The sequence below is a fragment of the Limnohabitans sp. MMS-10A-178 genome, from assembly GCF_003063375.1.
GTDB lineage: Bacteria > Pseudomonadota > Gammaproteobacteria > Burkholderiales > Burkholderiaceae_C > Limnohabitans_A.
The window spans coordinates 1,747,736-1,767,631 of sequence record NZ_NERY01000001.1 but is presented as its reverse complement, the minus strand read 5'-3'; the positions used below and the strand labels follow the sequence as shown (position 1 = coordinate 1,767,631).

At 52.4% G+C, this 19,896-nt stretch carries 4 protein-coding genes; all 4 read left to right on the top strand.

Going from position 1 to position 19,896, the window contains the following annotated elements; all coding sequences use genetic code 11:
- Positions 1 to 188: 188 nt before the first annotated feature.
- The 4 genes from B9Z32_RS08720 to B9Z32_RS08705 are packed head-to-tail and all read left to right on the top strand — an operon-like array spanning position 189 to position 19,865.
- Positions 189 to 1,496, top strand: a complete 1,308-nt coding sequence (locus B9Z32_RS08720) for a TolC family protein (protein WP_108420829.1) — start codon at positions 189 to 191, stop codon at positions 1,494 to 1,496.
- Positions 1,493 to 3,577, top strand: a complete 2,085-nt coding sequence (locus B9Z32_RS08715; protein ID WP_158268197.1) for an ATP-binding cassette domain-containing protein — start codon at positions 1,493 to 1,495, stop codon at positions 3,575 to 3,577. The genes B9Z32_RS08720 and B9Z32_RS08715 overlap by 4 nt, the downstream gene beginning before the upstream one ends.
- Entirely contained in the window at positions 3,574 to 4,737 is a 1,164-nt protein-coding gene (locus B9Z32_RS08710) for an HlyD family efflux transporter periplasmic adaptor subunit (protein WP_108420827.1), read from the top strand. Before B9Z32_RS08715 ends, B9Z32_RS08710 begins: the two co-directional genes overlap by 4 nt.
- 5 nt (positions 4,738 to 4,742) lie before the next feature.
- Positions 4,743 to 19,865 carry an Ig-like domain-containing protein gene (locus B9Z32_RS08705; RefSeq protein WP_108420826.1) on the top strand — a complete coding sequence of 5,041 codons (15,123 nt, stop codon included), beginning with the start codon at positions 4,743 to 4,745 and terminating at the stop codon, positions 19,863 to 19,865.
- The last annotated feature ends 31 nt before the right edge of the window (positions 19,866 to 19,896 follow it).

Below are 19,896 nucleotides of genomic sequence, written 5' to 3'. Positions count from 1 at the left end.
GTTCTGCCTGGCATTCTTAAATGAATACTAATTAGCGCATAAAATGAAGGCCTTGTTGAGCGCAGATTTGCCTCAAATAGCTGGCTCCTTTATCAGTGAGATAATAAAGTTACTCACAACTGATTGATTTACTGATACATTTTCACAAATACAAAAGAGTACTTAGGCATCTACCGCTATGTATTTTTGTGTTGATAAGCGGCATTCCGCTTTACTCCAACGCAAAAGATCCTGATTTTGGCTTGGCCGCGCAGCCGCAGGTTTTTTCCCATTCCCCCGCTTACCTGCACCTTCTTTGGAAGAAGGTCATCCAACACCATCCCCAAGTTTTGATTCAGGTTCAAAACCTGAAGTCGACAGGCTTTGACATTGAGGTTTCGAAACAAGCCTTCTACCCAACACCGTCCATAACCTTAGAGCGAGCTCAATCGAAAGGTGGCAACGATCCTTCTTATTCAGGAACGCCACAAGTTGCCATTTATCGATTGCAACAGCCCCTGTGGACGGGGGGCCGATTGAGTGCACAGCAAAACAAAGCCGCTGCAAACCAAGAGATCGAAGTCGCCAGATTGCTTGAAGTACAGCAGGGCTTAGCATTGAAGACACTGCAGGCTTGGACAGAGGTTGTCAATTTTCAAAGACAGCAAACAGCGCTTCTGAAAACCAAAAACGAACTAGAAAATTTGCAAGCAAAAATTGAGCGGCGTGCTGAGCAAGGCCTGTCAACACAAAGTGAAGTGAAACTTTCTAGGCTGCGAGTTTCGATGGTCAAACAACTATTGAACCAAACCAAAATGCAAGAAGACTTGGCATGGCTCAGGTTGAAGCAATGGGTACCCGAAGCACAGCCACTCAGCCAAGCAACAGATGCACTTTCAGCCCCTTCAAATGACAGCCAGGCACATCTGCAAAACACCGAGAACATCGACTGGGATGCCCTGAGCACCAGTCAATCCCCGGTGGCATTGCGCTTAAAGAGCCAACTGAAAATTCAAGAGGCAGAGCTTGATGAAAAGCGAGCGGCCTATCAACCTGAAGTTTACTTGCGGGCAGAACACCAACGCGGCAATTACGCTTTCGCCAATGCACAAAACGTCAATCGTTTGTTCATAGGAGTAACAGCCACAACCGGCGCGGGACTGAGCATGCAAAACCAGCTGGCCAGCTTGATGGCCAAACACGATAGCGCTCAGCATGAAATTGCATTGACCCAACGCCTCCTCAGCGAAACAGTTCAATCTGATGTTTTGAACCTCATTGCAAGGCAAAGCAAGGCTGAGGAATTGAAATTGAATTTAGAGTCACTGCAAGACATTCAAACGGCTTGGCTTCGGCAATTTGACAGTGGCCGAAAAACTTGGATTGAAGTAATGAATGCGGCGCAAGAAACCATGCAAAGCCAAATGAGCTTGATCGAGAACGACACTTCTATGCAGTTGAGTTATTGGCGCTTACAAATACTTGCATTTGGCCTTGCACGATGGGAAAGCCCATGAATGCCTTTCTCATGGCTATTCTGCGCTTGGCACAATTGCAACGACAAAGCCTCGACAAAACAGCCCTCCAGATGTGCTTTGCAGACATCAGCTCTCCTCCATTGAGTTTCCAAAAAGTTTTGTCCAAATTCAAAACGCAGATGCAATGGTCATCTGTTCGTTGGATCAGCAACTCTCAGTTAGACCCCTCTCACCTACCTTGTTTGGCTATTTCAAAGCAAGGGGAATGCTTCGTATTAAAAAGCTTCAATGCCCAATCGGAATGGATCATGGAAGGCGCTCAAGGCGCTGAAGGCTCTAAGGGCTCTGAGGGCTCTGAAGGCGAAATAAGCACTAGCAGCTTGCGTGCGTTTGAGTTAGTCAAAATTGATTTTCGAACACCCTTCGACCGCTCGGCCAGTCCAATTTGGCGCTTGATCAAATTTGAGTTTTTACAACACAAACGGCTGTTTCTGGATGCATGCATTGGTGGCTTGATGCTCAATGTGTTGGCATTGGCCATCTCGTTTTACAGCATGCATGTTTATGACAGAGTTGTTCCTACAGGCGCGGTGGCCACACTTTGGGTTTTGAGTTTGGGTGCCCTGGCAGCTGTTCTGTTTGAGTGGCTGACACGTGCCATTCGCTCTGATCTCCATGAAAAAATCATTGCTCAAATTGATCAGCGCCTAGGACGCGAGGTATTTCTTCGCTTTTTGAACATTCGCTTAGACACTTTACCCACCAGTGTGGGCAGTTTGGCAGGGCAGATGAAAGCCTACGAAAGCGTTAGGAGTTTTCTAACCAACTCAGCCACCCAGCTGCTCATCGACGCGCCATTTGCAGTTATTTTCTTTTTCATAGTTGCTGCCATTGCAGGCTGGATTGCATTAATTCCCCTGATTTTTTTGCTCGTGTCACTTTGGATTGGTTTCAAAAGTATTCATGAAGTGGAAGCGCGCAGTCACCAGGCTTCCCTCGCCAGCATGCGCAAAACTGGTTTGTTGGTGGAATCTATCGAAGGCGCTGAAACACTCAAGTCAGGACAAGGCGGCTGGCGTCAATTGAGTATTTGGCAAAACCTTTCAGATGCTGCGCGCTCAGAAGAATTGCGCCTGAAAAATATCAGTGAATCTGCTCAACACAGCATCCAAGCGTTTCAACAAATAGCCTACATTGGCATGGTAGCCGCCGGTGCATTGATGATCAGTCGGGGCGAATTAAGCATGGGGAGCCTCATCGCTTGCACCATTTTGTCGGGTCGTATTTTGCAGCCTGTGGCTGCTTTGCCAGGCCAGTTGATTCACTGGGGCTACTGCAAGTCGGCACTTCAAGGTCTTGACCAAATTTGGCATCTTCCTGACGACCACCAGACGCAACAACCCATTCTCTTGCAATCTGTGCAAGGTGCTTACCACTTCAAAGAAGTGGCCTACAGCTACAACACCCAGACAGCACTTCAAGTGCCACTGCTGCAAATTCAAGATGGCGAAAAAATTGGTGTGTTGGGTCCCATCGGATCTGGAAAAACAACCCTACTTCGCCTTTTAAGTGGCATGTACAAACCACAAAAAGGTGATATCACGCTAGACGGCGTAGCACTGACTTACATTGCAAAACCTCTTTTGTCAGAGCAGCTAGGCTATTTGCAACAAGAGGGCCGCTTGTTTGAAGGCACCCTTCGCGACAACCTGTTGGTGGGCATTTTGGATCCGGGCGATGAAATCTTAAAAGGGGTGTCGCTGCAAACTGGTCTGCACCAAGCCATCATCGCTCGACACCCTTTGGGATTTGATTTGCCCATTTTTGAGGGCGGACAAGGACTGTCGGGAGGCCAACGCCAGTTGGTCAACTTAACCCGTGTTTTTCTGCGACGACCCCGCATCTGGTTGTTGGATGAGCCCACCGCGTCTATGGATCGCAACTTGGCAGACCACGTTACCAAAGCTCTGCAACAAGCGCTGAGGCCCCAAGACACGCTGGTTTTGGTTACGCACAAGCCCGAGATGTTGAGCTTGGTCAATCGATTGGTGGTCATTTCCAATCACCAAATTGTGCTGGATGGCCCCAAAGAGCAAGTGATTCAAAAGCTACAAGCATGACACGCCTTTATTTTTGGGCTCATGCCCGCCAACTCATCACACCCACCCGTCTATTGGCCATGGCCCTTTTGGTTTTTGCGCTTTGGTCCACCCAGTCCGAAATGGATCAAACCGTTCGCAGCTCAGGCCAAGTCATTGCTGTGGCAAGAAATCAAATTATTCAAGCTGCAGATGGCGGCGTGTTGACACAGCTCTTGGTATCTGAGGGCCAAGCTGTTCAAGCCGGTCAAGTTGTTGCCAAATTAGAAAGCACCCGATCGGAGGCTGGGTTTCAAGAAATTCAAGCCAAGCTAACGGCTTTGCAAGCTGCGCGAATGCGTGCTTACGCCGAGTCCAGTGGCGAACTCTTAACATTTGACGAAAAATTTGATGCTCGTGGTCAATTCAAATTGGCTCAAGAACAAATTTACAAGCAAAAAAAGCAAGGCTTGAACGAAGATTTGGCGCTTTTAAATTCGAGCTTGCTGCTTTCAGAAGAAGAACTGCGCATTAGCCAATCTCTCTTCAAGTCTGGCGACTTAAGTCAAATTGAACTGATGAAATCGCAGCGACAGTTGCATGAAAGTCAAGGAAGAATATTGACGCTCAAGAACAAGTATTTGCAAGATGCCAAACTTGAACTGGTGCGCCTAGAAGAAGAAATTTCATCCAATCAATTCAAATTGAATGAGCGCCAAAGTTTGCTAGACCACAGTGTGCTCACCACACCAGTGGCTGGCATTGTGAAAGTCATTCGAATCAATACCGTTGGCGGCGTCTTGCGTGCTGGCGATGAGCTGATGCAAATATCACCAACAGAAAGTGGCCAAGTGATCGAGGCCAAAATCAATCCGAGTGACATTGGTGAGCTCAAAGTTGGCTTGCCAGTCTCTGTCAAGTTGGATGCATTTGATTTCAGTGTGTACGGCATGCTCAATGGCAACCTAAGCCACATCAGCTCAGACACCCTGACGGAGTCTGGATCCAATGGCTCGTTACAAACCTATTACCGAATTCAAGTTGAGTTAGCTCCCATGCCTGTTTCAGATCGGATCAAACCCACCGATTTGAAGCCAGGCATGACAGCCTCTTTGGATATTCGCACTCGCTCTAGGTCAGTATGGCAATACCTGTCCAAGCCCATTCAGAAAGCTTTTTCAGGAGCGCTTCACGAGCGTTAAAAGTCATGAATTTCAATGAGCTACACCTTTACATTTTGATGCCCGATGGCACCGAACGATTTTTGCGACTGGTCAATGCATCTGAGCCTAAAGGAGGCTTTAACTTGGTCAATGCACCTTTGCTGGTGAAAGCAGAGTCTGGTGCGCGGTACAAGTTGTTGAACATCGAAACAGGGGCTCATCAAAAAGGTCAAAAACTTTTAAGACAAAACAAAGACCTGAAAGTTTTATTTGATGACGAAACGGCCATTCAAATACAAGATTACTTTGTAGCCTCACTCACGCCTGTCGAAAACGCACCCGTCTACCGCTTAGAAAACGAGTCGTGTACTGAGGTTCAAGTCATTTCGCACTATCCACCCGAAATATTTGATGTAGCCGAAAGCTTGGTTTGGACTGAAAGTGACTCCGCCTTAGATTGCAAAGTAGCTCTATACAACCCAGGCTCTTTGATAGGCCTCATGCCAAGCGCAACACCTGCTTTGTTAGCCACTGTAGGTTTGGGGGAAATTGCAGCTACAGCCATTGGCATTCCCGTATTTGCCGGGAGCAAAGGCGGCAATGAAACTCCACCTGCTCCTACACCTCCTCTGGCTCCTTCACCACCACCCGCTCCACCTCCAAGCGACACCACCCCTCCCAGCGTTGTCATCACAAGCAATTCTACATCCGTCAAAAGCAATGAGACCCTGGTGATGACATTCACTTTCAGCGAGGATGTTGGTGACTCTTTTGTTTGGGATGGCACGGCAGGTGATATTGTTGTCACAGGCGGCACATTGAGCGCCTTAAGTGGCACAGGCCTTGTGCGCACGGCCACATTCACACCGACTCCAAACCAATCGGGTGTCAGTGCCAGTATTTCGGTGAACGCTGGAACGTATCAAGATGCTGCAGGCAACCTTGGCTTGGCTGCCTCAAGTCCGCCTATCGACATCGATACATTGTCAGCCAGCATTGATGACACAAAAATCACGAATGCAAGAGGGGCATTGCCCGGCTTCAACGACGCAAGCATTCAATGGCTCAATGCAGGTGATGAAATCGATGCCTCAGTCACATTCAATGAACCTGTCTTTTTAAATCTCACTTCGGGCTCTCCCACTTTGGCGCTCACAGTTGGCACTGAAACTGTTCAGGCCAACTATGTTTCTGGTTCAGGCACCAACACCTTGGTTTTTAGCACCACCGTCGCTGCCGGACAAAACGACAGCAACGGCGTGGCCCTGGCACTCAATGCGCTCAGTCTAAATGGCGCCACCCTCAAAGATGCCAGTGGCAACGCAGCCATCATCACTTCTGCATCTGTGGCAGACAACGCCAAGTATTTGGTCGATACCACCCGCCCCACAGTGGCAATCTCCTCTGACGCTGGTACTTTGAATGCGGCGCAAACCGCCATCATTACCTTAACCTTCAGTGAAGACCCTGGTAACTCTTTGACATGGGACGGCAATGTTGGCGACTTGCTTGTGACAGGGGGCACCTTAGGCGCTCTGAGCACCACAGGCAACCCACTGATCCGCACCGCCATCTTGACGCCAGCATTGGGGCTTACTGACGCTACAGCCAATGTGGCCGTGAATTTAAATAGCTACACCGATGCCGCAGGCAACTTGGGCTTAGAAGCAGTGGCTGGCGTGACCGACAAATCGGCCAACATCACTGTCAACACCTCCCCCGCCACATTGTCTTCTGTGGTCATTTCTAGTGCCGACAACATTCAAAATAACTTGCTCAACGCAGGCGATGTGGTTTACATCACAGCCAACTACAACAAGGCGGTCACTTTAGGCACTGGTGCGGGCACGCCCAGCCTGAAACTCAATATTGGCGGCACAGAAGTTGACGCAATGTATGCCTCCGGTTCTGGCACCAACACACTGGTATTTGCCTACACCGTGCTGGCAGCTCAAACCGATGTCAACGGCATTTCTATTGTGGCCAGCAATTTGGCCAGAAATATGAGCAGCCCCACCTTCAACCTCAGCGGTAGAACCCTTACGGACACAGCGGGCAACACAGCGGTCAATGTGTTTAGTGCGGTTGCAGACAACGCAAGCTATTTGGTAGACACCACAGCGCCCACACTGGTGAGTATTGCCTCAAGCCAAAGCACATTCTTGAGCGGTCAAACCGCCACCATCACCTTCACTTTCAGTGAAGACCCTGGGAGCACCTTTACTTGGAATGGCACCACGGGCGATGTGACTTTGGTTGAAGGCACTCTAACAGCCATCATCGGCACAGGCCTTACGCGCACTGCTACGTTTTATCCTACCCAAGGCTTAACGGGAGCAAATGCCAGCATCACCGTTAACAACGGTGTATTTGCAGACCCAGCTGGTAACTTGGGCATCGGCAACACCCTCACGGGTCTGTTGCTCAACACCACGCCCGCCACTCTTGAGACAATGCAACTTTCCAGTGCCGTAGGTTTGCAAAACAACATCCTCAATGCCGGCGATACCGTTAGCGTCACTGCACATTTTTCTGAGGCCCAAACTCTCAACCTCATTGGCGGTAAGCCAACGCTAGCTTTACAGATCGGCAGCACCCAAGTTTTAGCGAGTTATGTGTCTGGTGCAGGCACAGCAGATTTGGTTTTTAGCTACACGATCCTGGCCGGTCAAACAGACATCAACGGCATTGCCATTAACGCCAATGCATTGCAACTCAATGGCAGCACCATCAATGACCCCCATGGCAACACGACAAGCTTGCCAGCCAGTGTTGTCAGCCCAGACAACGCTGGCTACAAAGTAGATACCTCCGCGCCAAGCACCAGCATTGCCAGCAACGTTGCTGCACTCAAAGCTGGTGAGACGGCAAATATCACTTTTACATTTTCTGAAGATCCACGATCTAGCTTTGTTTGGGATGGTAGCTCGGGCGACCTGGTGGTAACGGGAGGAACCTTGGGTGCCATCAGTGGAACAGGACTGACGCGCAATGCAGCTTTCACGCCCACGGCCAATTTAGCCAGTGGCAACGCCAACATTACTGTAACCAGCTCAAGTTACGCAGACAGTGCTGGCAACATAGGCAGTGCGGGAGTCACACCCAGCATTACGATCGACACCCTAGCGCCCACAGTCAGCATTAACAGCAATGTTGCCGCACTCAAAGCAGGTGAAACGGCCAACATCACTTTCACATTTTCTGAGGATCCTGGTAGCAGTTTTGTGTGGGATGGAAGCACTGGCGACCTGGTGGTAACGGGCGGAATCTTGGGTGCCATCAGCGGCACAGGACTGACACGCACTGCCGTGTTCACACCCACTGCCAGTTTAGCCAGTGGCAACGCTAGCATCACTGTGACCAATTTAAGCTACGCAGACAGTGCGGGCAACTCTGGCAGTGCGGGAGTCACTCCCAGCATTTCGATCGACACCTTAGCGCCTACAGTCAGCATTACCAGCAATGTTGCCGCGCTCAAAGCCGGTGAGACAGCTAACATCACCTTCACATTTTCGGAAGATCCAAGCACAAGCTTCGCTTGGAATGGTAGTTCAGGCGACCTGGTGGTAACGGGTGGCTCCTTGGGTGCCATCAGCGGGACAGGACTGACTCGCACTGCAGTATTCACACCCACTGCCAATTTAGCCAGTGGCAATGCCAGCATCACTGTGACCAATTTGAGTTACGCAGACAGCGCCGGCAATACAGGTAGTGCAGGCATTTCTCCAAGCATAGCCATCGACACTCTGAGATCAACCGTCAGGATTACCAGTAACTTAGCTGCGCTCAAAGCCAGTGAAACAGCCAACATCACCTTCACATTTTCAGAAGATCCAGGAACAAGCTTCGCTTGGGACGGAAGCACTGGCGACCTGGTGGTAACGGGTGGCTCCTTGGGCGCCATCAGCGGCACCGGACTAACACGCACTGCAGTATTCACACCTACTGCCAATTTAGCCAGTGGCAACGCCAGCATCACTGTAACCAATTTGAGTTACACAGACAGTGCTGGCAATTCTGGCAGCACAGGCGCCACGCCCAGCATTTCGATTGACACCCTAGCGCCCACAGTCAGCATTACCAGCAATGTTGCCGCACTCAAAGCCGGTGAGACGGCCAATATCACCTTCACATTTTCTGAAGATCCAGGAACAAGCTTCGCGTGGAATGGCAGTTCAGGCGACTTGGTTGTAACCGGAGGTACCTTGGGTACTATCAGCGGCACAGGACTGACTCGCAATGCAGTGTTTACACCCACTGCCAATTTGGCCAGTGGCAACGCCAGCATCACTGTGACCAATTTGAGTTACGCCGACAGTGCGGGTAATTCTGGCAGCGCAGGCACTACACCCAGCATTTCGATCGACACCCTAGCGCCCACAGTCAGCATTGCCAGCAACGTAGCTGCGCTCAAAGCCGGTGAGACGGCCAATATCACCTTCACATTTTCTGAAGATCCAGGATCAAGCTTCGCCTGGGACGGAAGCTCTGGCGACCTGGTAATAATCGGCGGCACCTTGGGTGCCATCAGCGGCACTGGCACCACTCGCACAGCGGTATTCACTCCAACGCCCAATTTGGCCAACAGCACCGCCAACATCACCGTCACAGCCAGCAGCTATCAAGATGCTGCTGGCAACAACGGCAGCACTGGCGTTTCATCTAACATCACCCTCGACACCCTTGCCCCTAGCATTTCTAGTCTTGTCTTTAGCAACGCCACTGGCGCTGTAGCCAGCCCTCTTGATGCAACTGTCAAACTGCTCAATGCGACTGACACTCTGAGTGCCACCGTGACTTTCAACGAAGCGGTCACGCTCAACACCACGGCAGGCTCGCCCACGCTGGCTTTGCTAATTGGCAGTAGCACGGTGCAAGCCACATATGTGTCAGGCTCTGGTACAGCCAATTTGGTGTTCAGCACCACCATTGCTAGCGGGCAAACCGACACCGATGGTGTGGCCATTGCTTTGAATGCGCTCAGCTTGAATGGCGCAACCTTGAAAGACAGCGCAGGCAACACCAGCGTCGTCACGTCCATCGCAGTAGCCAATAATCCGCTCTATTTGGTCGACACCACTGCGCCAAGTGTCAGCATCACCTCCGATGTGGCCACTTTAAAAGCAGGCGAAACTGCAAGCATCACTTTCACCTTTAGCGAAGACCCTGGCAGCAGTTTTGTTTGGGCATCCAATGCAGGTGATGTGGTAGTGAGTGGCGGCACACTGGGCAATATCAGCGGCACAGGTTTAACGCGAACAGCCACCTTCACTCCCAATGTCAATGTGGTATCTGGCACCGCCAGTATCTCGGTCAATGCAGGCACTTACGCAGATGCAGCGGGCAATACGGGCGGTGCCGGCACTACCCCTTTGCTCACCTTTTCCACAACCACCCCAACCGTCAGCCAAGTTGGTCTGAGCAGCGCCACGGGTGCTGTTAGCAACTTGCTCAATGCGGGCGATGTGATTTTGGCCAGAGTGGTTTTCAGCGAAGCCATCGTTTTAAACAGCACTGCAGGATCACCCACCTTGGGCTTGACCATTGGCAGCACCTTGGTTCAAGCCGCTTATGTGTCTGGCAGTGGCACCACCGACTTTGTATTCGGCTACACCATTTTGGCAGGGCAAGACGATGCCAATGGCATTGCCATTCCATCGTCCGCCCTCACCCTCAATGGCAGCACTTTAAAAAGTGTGCCAGGCAACAACTTAGCACTGGGCAATGCCAGCGTGGCCGACAACATTTTGTACCCCGTTGACACCACGGCCCCCACAGTGGTCATCACCTCTTCGGCTGCAAGCCTCATAAAGGGTGAAACCAGTTTGATTTGTTTCACATTTTCAGAAGACCCGGGCACCAGTTTTACCTGGGACGGCAGCGTAGGCGATGTGCTTGTAACAGGCGGCACGCTCAGTGCGCTAACTGGCCTAGGCAACGTGCGCCGCGCTACTTTTACGCCTACCAACAATTTGGCCAGTGGCTCAGCCAGCATTACCGTTTCCGATTCAAGTTACACCGATGTGGCCGGCAACTTGGGCACAGCAGGCACTACGCCCAGCATCAGCATCGACACTTTGGCACCCATCATCAGTAGCGTCCTTTTAAGCGGATCAACGGGCAAGCTCAACAACACACTCAACGCGGGCGACACCTTGAGTGTGACGGCCACGTTTAGCGATGTCATCGTTTTAAACACCGATGGAGGTCAGCCAACCTTCAAATTGACCATTGGCGCAAGCACTGTGTTTGCAGCCTATGTATCGGGCTCAGGCACCAATGCCTTGCTATTTACCACCACCATTGTCAGCGGCCAAACCGACACCGATGGTGTCGCCATTCCAGCGAGTGCACTTCTGTTAAACGGCGCTACCCTCAAAGATGCCAATGGCAATACCAGCAGCATCGGCTTGTTGGCCGTGAGCAGCAATGCTGCATACATGGTGGACACCACGCCCCCCACGGTCACCATCGCATCCGACATTTCCTCTATGACGGTAGGTACCACCGCCAATATCACGTTTACTTTCTCTGAAGATCCAGACACCAGCTTTGCGTGGGATGGCACTTCGGGCGATGTGGTGGTAACTGGCGGTAGCTTGGGTGCCATTAGCGGTACAGGCCTCACGCGCACTGCTGTTTTTACGCCTGCTACAAACCAAGGCAGTGGCACGGCCAGTATTGGCGTTACAAGTAACAGCTATCAAGATAGTGCGGGCAACAATGGCAGTGCAGGTACCACACCTACGCTCAATTTAGACACGTTAGCCCCCACCATTTCAAGCTTAGCTTTGAGTCAATCTTCGGGAGGTGTGGTTAGCGCATCAGACGCCACCATCAACAATTTGAATACTGGCGATACGCTCAGCGCTACCGTTACCTACAGCGATGTGATCACCGTAAACACAAGTGGCGGCACGCCTTATTTGGCACTGATTGTGGGGGGTACAACGGTACAAGCGGCCTATGTTTCAGGTTCGGGTAGCAATGCTTTGGTGTTCACAGCTACAGTGGCCAATGGCCAGAACGACAGCAATGGCGTTGCCATCGGTGCCAACGCACTCAATCTCAATGGCGGGTCCTTGAAAGATGCCTCGGGCAACAACAGCAACATTGCGTCTAATGCAGTAGCTGACAATGCAAAATATTTGGTAGACACCACCCGTCCTACAGCCACAGTGACCAGCAACACCAGTGCTTTGATCTCTGGACAAACGGCCACTATCACCTTCACCTTCAGCGAAGACCCTGGCAGCAGCTTCACTTGGAATGGCACCAGCGGCGACTTAGTCGGAACGGGGGGAACCTTAAGCGCCCTTAGCACCACCGGCAACCCACTAACGCGCACTGCCCTCCTTACACCCGCCTCTGGCGTGAGTGCAGGCACGGCCAATGTGGCCATCGTACTCAACAGCTACACCGATGCCGCAGGCAACATTGGCCTAGAAGCATCGGCAGGCGTCACGGACAAATCGGAAAACATCAGCATCAATACCACCACGACTACAGTTTCTAGCGTGGCCCTGCTCAGCGCCACTGGCATTCAAAATAGTTTGCTCAATCAAGGCGATGTGGTGTCGGTAGCCGTTAACTTTACAGAAGCTGTTTTCTTGAATGCCAACGTAGGCACACCCAGCCTTAACCTCACCATTGGCAACACCGAAGTTAGCGCGCAATATGCCTCTGGCTCTGGCACGGCGCAATTGGTTTTCAACTACACCATCTTGAATGGGCAAACCGATGTCAACGGCATTGCCATCAACACCAACAGCCTGAGTTTGAACGGCAAAGTCTTAACCGATACTGCAGGCAACACACCCACTCTGACCTTTGCCGCCGTTGGCGACAACGCCAACTATTTGGTGGACACAACGGCACCTTCGCTGGTCAGCATTACCAGCAGCAAGGGCGTCTTTTTAAGCGGCGAAACCGCCCTCATTACTTTCACCTTCAGCGAAGATCCGGGCAGCACCTTCACATGGAATGGCAGTGCGGGAGATGTGAGCTTGGTCAACGGCACCTTGTCTGCGCTAGCTGGCACAGGCCTAACCCGTACCGCCACATTTTTGCCTACGCAGGGTTTGTCGGGTGGCAATGCCAGCATCACTGTTAGCAACAATTTGTACACTGATTCGGCTGGTAATTTGGGAAGCGGCAACACACTGGACGGCTTGTTACTCAACACCACGCCTGCCACCTTGATGGACGTTCAAGTTAGCAGCGCCACAGGCGTTCAAAACAACGCCCTGAATGCTGGCGACATAGTGACTGTCACAGCCCATTTTTCTGAAGCACAAACGCTCAACACAACATCGGGCTCGCCCACAGTGGCTTTGCAGATTGGCAGCAGCACCGTGAATGCCACATACGCCTCAGGTGCAGGCACTGCCAATTTGTTGTTCACGTACACCATTCAACCGGGCCAGACCGATGCCAATGGCATTGCCATTGGTGCCAACGCTTTGTCATTGAACGGCAGTACCTTACAAGACCCGCGGACCAACACCACCACCTTGCTTGCCCCTGGCACAGCCGACAACAGCAGCTTCACGGTTGACACCACTGCGCCATTTTTGAGCATCACATCCAATGTGGGCCAGCTTAAATCAGGTGAGACAGCCAACATCACCTTCACCTTCAGCGAAGACCCAGGCAACACCTTTGTTTGGGATGGCACCACCGGCGACATCACGCTTAACAACGGTACCCTGAGCGCTATTTCAGGCACAGGCACCACACGTACGGCGGTGTTCACCCCGACGCCAAGCTTGAATACAGGTACCGCCAGCATTGCTGTGAGTTCTGGGGCTTATCAAGATGCCGCAGGCAACAACGGCAGTGCAGGCGGCACACCCAGCCTAACCATCGATACACTGGCGCCCACCATTTCTACTTTGGCACTCAGTGGCTCAACGGGCATTCTGAATACGTACCTCAATGAAAACGACACCGCCAATGTGAGTGTCACTTTCACAGAGGCAGTTAACTTAAATTTAACTGAGGGCTCACCCACACTGGCATTGCTGGTGGGCAGCAGCACCGTGCAGGCCACTTATGTTTCGGGTGCTGGCAGCAATACGCTGGTGTTTACCACCACCATTGCAGCTGGGCAAAACGATGCCGATGGCATTGCCATTGCACTGAACGCTTTGAGTTTGAATGGTGCGGTGCTGCTAGACGCAGCTGGCAACTCTGCCAGCATAAGTTCTGCCGCAGTCAACAGCAACTCGGTTTACATGGTAGACACCCTTGCACCTTCGGTGTCACTGTCGTTCAATATGGCCAGTCTCAAAGCAGGTGAAACAGCCACGCTCTCCATCACAGCCAACGATAAAACTGGCACCAGCTTCACATGGAATGGCACCGCAGGCGATTTAACCGTTAGCGGCGGTACGCTCAGTGCCATCGGTCCTTTTGTTTTAAGCGGCGCCAACTATGTGAGCACCGCTACCTTCACACCGACGGCGGGCAGTACCACCGCAGGTGTGGTGTCTACAGCCTCAGCGGTCTATACCGATTTGGCCGGCAACCCAGGCCAAGTAGGCAGTAGTGCCAGCGTGTCCATTGACACCAGTGTGCCCACGCTCACCAGCATGAACATCTCGGGTGCAAGCGGCATTTTGAGCAACACCTTGAATGCGGGCGATGTGGTGCAAATCACTGCCACATTCAGTGAGGCGGTGCTTGTGAATACCAGCGGCGGCTCACCCAAAGTTTCATTGAATGTGGGCGGTTCAGGGGATGCTACAGTCTATGTTTCAGGCTCTGGCACAACGGATTTGCTGTTCAACTACACGGTTGTGGCTGGGCAAAATGATGCCAATGGTTTGAGTTATGCGGCCAACGCCTTGGTGCTCAACGGCGGCACCATCAAAGACAGTTCTGGCAACAGCGCTGTTATCACGGCCATTGCACGGGCTGACAATGCAGCCTATAAGGTAGACACCACTGCGCCGACAGTAGCTATTACCAGCAGCAGGACCCAGTTGTTGGTGGGGCAAACAGCCAATATCACCTTTACGTTTTCTGAAGACCCAGGTAGCAGTTTTGTATGGGATGGCAGCGCGGGCGATATCACCCTCAGCAATGGCACTTTGAGCGCCATCAGTGGCACGGGTCTGACACGTACCGCGGTCTTCACGCCAACAGCCAATGTCAACAGTGGCAACGCCACCGTGGTGGTGAATGCGGGCAGTTACACCGATGCAGCAGGCAACACGGGTGCACAAGGTAACACGCCTAGCATGACGCTAGATACGTTGGGAATGAGCGTTTCGAGCGTCTCGTTCCAAAGCGATATGCTTTCCTACAGCGCAGCAGGAACGAGGATTGGTGCTTATGTCTCATTTCTTGAGGCACCAGTGATCGTGACGACAGGTGGCTTACCCACCATTGATTTATTGATTGGCAGCACCGTCGTCAAAGCAACCTACGACCCAAGCTGGCAACAAAATAGCAAGATAATGCTGTTCAGGTACACCATCTTGGCCGGTCAAACCGATACCAACGGCTATGGCATTGTGGCCAACACCTTGACCCTGAACGGTGGCACCATCAAAGATGCATCAGGCAACAGTGCGTCACTCTCCCATTTAGAAAGACTCAATGGCGGCAACATCGTCGACACCACAGCGCCCACACTGATCATCACCAGTAACAAGACCGCCCTCAAATCGGGTGAAACAGCGACGTTCACTTTTACAGCCAGCGAATGGATTCAAAACTTCAATACATTTGGTCTAGGCAGCGACATTGTCATTTCGGGCGGTTCATTGAGCAATTGGGTAACGGTATCCAGTCTTCTGGTCAAAACCGCCACCTTCACGCCGACGGCCAACCAACAACTGGTCAACTCGTCCATCGTTTTGAATGCGGGTGCCATTAAGGACTACGCCGAAAATGCCAGCTTGGTCGCCAGTTCAGCGCCTGCCATTCTCATTGACACCCAAGCCCCCAGTGTCAGCATCAGCATGAGCAACAGCGTGTTGTCTAGTACACGCACCAGCTTGATCACCTTCACATTTTCTGAAGACCCAGGGACATCCTTCAATTGGAATGGAACGACTGGCGATTTGTCCTTTACCGGCGGCAGCATCGGCGCCATCAGTGGCACGGGCCTGACACGCACCGCAACCTTCACGGCACCCACTGCGGCAACGCAAATTTACAACCTCACACTTTCTGTTGTAGCCAATAGCTATACAGATGCATTTGGCAACCTAGGCGTACTGGGTACCAGCCCCAATTACCACATTGAAAACATTGCACCTTTGGCCTCAGGATTTGCTTTATCAGGCTCAGGCGTTGTCAACAATTTCCTCAATGCTGGTGATGTATTGACCATCTCGGTCTACATGAATAAATTCAACATGCAGATGATCACCAGCGGAGGGCTACCCACCTTGGCCTTGACCGTTGGTAGCACCGTGGTGCAAGCCAGTTATGTGAGCATTGACGTCAATGCCTTGACCTTCCAATACACCATTCAGGCTGGGCAAACAGACATTGACGGTATCAGCCTCAATGCCAATGGCATCAGCTACAACGGCGCCATTTTGCAAGACACCTACGGCAACTTGGCGTCCACCATTTACAGCGCGGTGGCCAACAATGCCAATTACAAAGTCGACACCACAGCCCCCACTGTGGCCATCACTTCAAACCGAAGCGTCCTTTTGGCAGGCCAAACTGCCACCATCACTTTCACCTTCAGTGAAGACATGGGCACCAGTTTTAAGTGGGACGGCAGCACCGGTGATGTCAGTGTTTCTGGCGGCACCTTGGGCGCCCTCAGCGGCACAGGTCTCACGCGCACAGCCACCTTCACGCCCACCCCCAACACAGCCAGCGGCACGGCCAGCATCACGGTGGCAGCCAACAGTTTCCAAGACTTGGCAGGCAACAATGGCACTGCAGGTACAACACCGGCCATCAGCATCGACTTGGTGGCGCCGTCTGTGGCCATCACTTCCAACGTGACGTCTGTCAAAGCAGGCAGCACGGCCAACATCACTTTCACGTTCAGCGAAGACCCTGGCACAAGTTTCACTTGGAATGGCACCGCGGGTGATGTCTCGGTTTCCGGCGGCACACTGGGGGCCATCAGTGGCACAGGCCTCACACGCACTGCCGTGTTCACACCCACTGCCAATTTGGCAAGTGGCAACGCCAGCATCACCGTCACGGACCTCAGCTATCAAGACACTGCAGGCAATTTAGGGGCGGCTGGTACCACGCCCAGCCTCAGCATTGACACTGTGGCACCCACCGTCACAGGTCGCGCCAATTCAAACAACCTCGTAGCGGGTCAAACCACACGGGTTTATTTCACTTTCAGTGAAGACCCAGGGACTAGCTTCACGTGGGATGGCAGCGTTGGCGATTTGACTGTGACTGGCGCGGGTACCGTGACTCTCAGCACCGTACCGAGCCAACAAGTGGGCGTGATAAGAGGCTTTGATTTCACACCACCCGCCAACGTCAATGCCGGCACTACCACCGTCTCCGTCAAGAACCTCAGCTATCAAGATGCCGCAGGCAATTTGGGTTCTGCCAGCGGCACAGTCTCGATCAGCTACGACACAGCCGTGCCGACGGTGGTCATTACCTCCAACTTATCAACCGTGGGTATGGGCCAAACCGCCAACATCACCTTCACGTTCAGTGAAGACCCTGGCAGTACCTTTGCGTGGGATGGCACCACTGGCGATGTGGTGGTAACACAAGGCACGCTCAGCGCCATTTCTGGTACAGGCCTCACGCGCACAGCGGTGTACACCCCCTTTGCAGACACAGCCTTGGTTGCAGCAAGCATCACCGTGACAGCCGGCAGCTACACCGACACCGCCGGCAATGCGGGCCTTGCAGGCGCCTCCCCCACCCTCAACGTCAACACCTTCAAAAACGCCATCTACTTGGACGACATTGCCAACAACATTGGCGGCTATGCCATTGAAGCTCCCAACACGGGCGCCTACTTTGGCTTTGCGGTGAGTTTGGCTGGTGACGTCAATGGCGACGGCTATGGCGATGTGGTGATGGGTGCTCCACTGAGCAACTTCACAGAAAGCAATGGCACCGTGAGATCTCAAAGCGGCGCAGCCGTTGTTTACCAAGGCGGCCAAAACACCAGCAATGTCCCTACAGGGTACAGCGACACGGGGCAAGTGAATGGTCAGTACATGTACTACAACGTCACCAAAGGTTGGCTGGGATTTTCTGTGGCGGGTGTGGGTGACATGAACAAAGATGGCTTTGCAGATGTGCTAATTGGCATGCCGCAAGATGCCGCCAGCTCAAACCCAGGTGGCGCATTTTTAGTCTATGGCAAAGCCAATAACGCCACGGGCAGCTTGGCCGAATACCAAAAAGACATCGTCGCGCTAGGCGCCACATCAGCCGCCCTCAGCATCACCAGCACCTTTGACACGGCAGGATTTTCTGTCAGCAGTGCGGGCGATGTGAATGGTGATGGTTGGAGTGACATGATCATCAGTGCGCACTTTCAAGTGGTGTCGGGTTTGGCAGGTAACACTGGCAAAACTTATGTGGTTTACGGGAGTGCTGCTTTGTCAGCCCTGCAGACCATTTCGCTAGGCAGTGTGGGCGGCAGTGTGCCAGGCTTTGTGATTTCTGGCTGGCAAGCTGGCGAAGAAAGTGGCACTTCCGTCAGCAGCGCTGGCGACTTTAACGGCGATGGCAAAGCAGACATGCTGGTCAGCGCTTATTTCAATGACACCGCCGGCACCAATGCTGGCATGACCTATGTCGTGTTGGGTAAAAATGGGAACGCTGCAGTTGACCTTGAAGACATCAAGAACAACATCGGTGGCTTTGCTATTCGCGGCGAAAATACCTCCGACTTCAGCGGCGTGTCGGTTAGCAGTGGCGGTGACATCAATGGCGATGGCTTGGGCGACATTATCATTGGCGCCATCATCGGTGGTTCGGCCAACGCCAACCCCTACAGCGGCAAAACCTATGTTGTTTTTGGCAGAAGCACCGCCAATGCCACCATCGACTTAGGTCAAGTAGCCGCGGGTGTAGGCGGTTTTGCCATTGTGTCAAGTACCGACGATGAACAAAGCGGTCACAGTGTGAGCAGTGCAGGTGACATCAATGGCGACGGCTTGGCCGACATTATTTTGGGCGCACCCTTTAAAGCGGAAGGTGGTGGCGCCAATACAGGCCACAGCTTTGTGGTGTATGGCAAGTCAAGCACCACGCAAGTGAATTTAACGGACATTGGCAACAACATTGGCGGCTTTGCCATCGTGGGTCAAGGTGCGCAAGATTTAAGTGGCTACTCGGTAGGAGCTGCTGGGGATGTGAATGGCGACGGCTTGGCCGATTTGATTGTGGGTGCACACGGGTATGACGCAGCTCACAGTGGTGTTCAAACAGGTCGGTCTTACATCATCTTCGGTAGCAAGGCAGGCGCGTTTGCAGCTGGCACTGCGGTGGATAACACTGGCACCAGTGCCAACGACACCCTCACCTCCACTGGCAGTCAAACATTGGCAGGCGGCAGCTTCTCCGCTGGCACTGGCAATGACACGTTTGTGGCCAGCGGTGCCGACGTTTTGTTAGGCGGCATGGGCAAGGACATTTTTACCGTCAACAGCAGCATGATCACCGCACTGCAAAACAACTATGGCGCTGGCGGCAACACCACGCAACTGGCCAAGATCGATGGCGGCGGCGGCATTGATACGCTGCGCATGGGCGGTACTGGCGGACTGGGTTTGGATTTCTCTTTGATCAGCAACACGTCAGTGGGCAACATAGAGGGTGCCAGTCGCATCAACAGCATTGAACGCATTGATTTGCGAACGGATACGGCTGCCAACCAAATCACACTGCGAGTTGCAGATGTTTTGGACATGGCGGGTAGCAATTGGGCGAATTTGAGTACATTGAACACACTTGGCGCAGGTGGTTGGCAAAACGTCAGTACAGGTACATCATTTAGCGCCTCTGGTGTGAATTACCATCAAGTGGCCATCGATGGCACCAGCAACGATCGCGTCAACACCAGTGGCTGGACTCTCCAGAGCGGTAAGGTGCGTGACGCCAATTCAATTGTTTACGACGTTTATTTGGCGACTTCCAATGCCCCAGCCATGATGTTGGTGCAAGAAAACATCGTTCGCTTCAGCGTTCCATGAAGACGCAGCCCACTACAGCGCTGATTCTTCA

Bases quoted from the DNA above. Each gene is read 5' to 3' on its own strand.
- B9Z32_RS08715 (WP_158268197.1), top strand. From the start codon at position 1,493: ATGAATGCCTTTCTCATGGCTATTCTGCGCTTGGCACAATTGCAACGA.
- B9Z32_RS08710 (WP_108420827.1), top strand. From the start codon at position 3,574: ATGACACGCCTTTATTTTTGGGCTCATGCCCGCCAACTCATCACACCC.
- B9Z32_RS08705 (WP_108420826.1), top strand. From the start codon at position 4,743: ATGAATTTCAATGAGCTACACCTTTACATTTTGATGCCCGATGGCACC.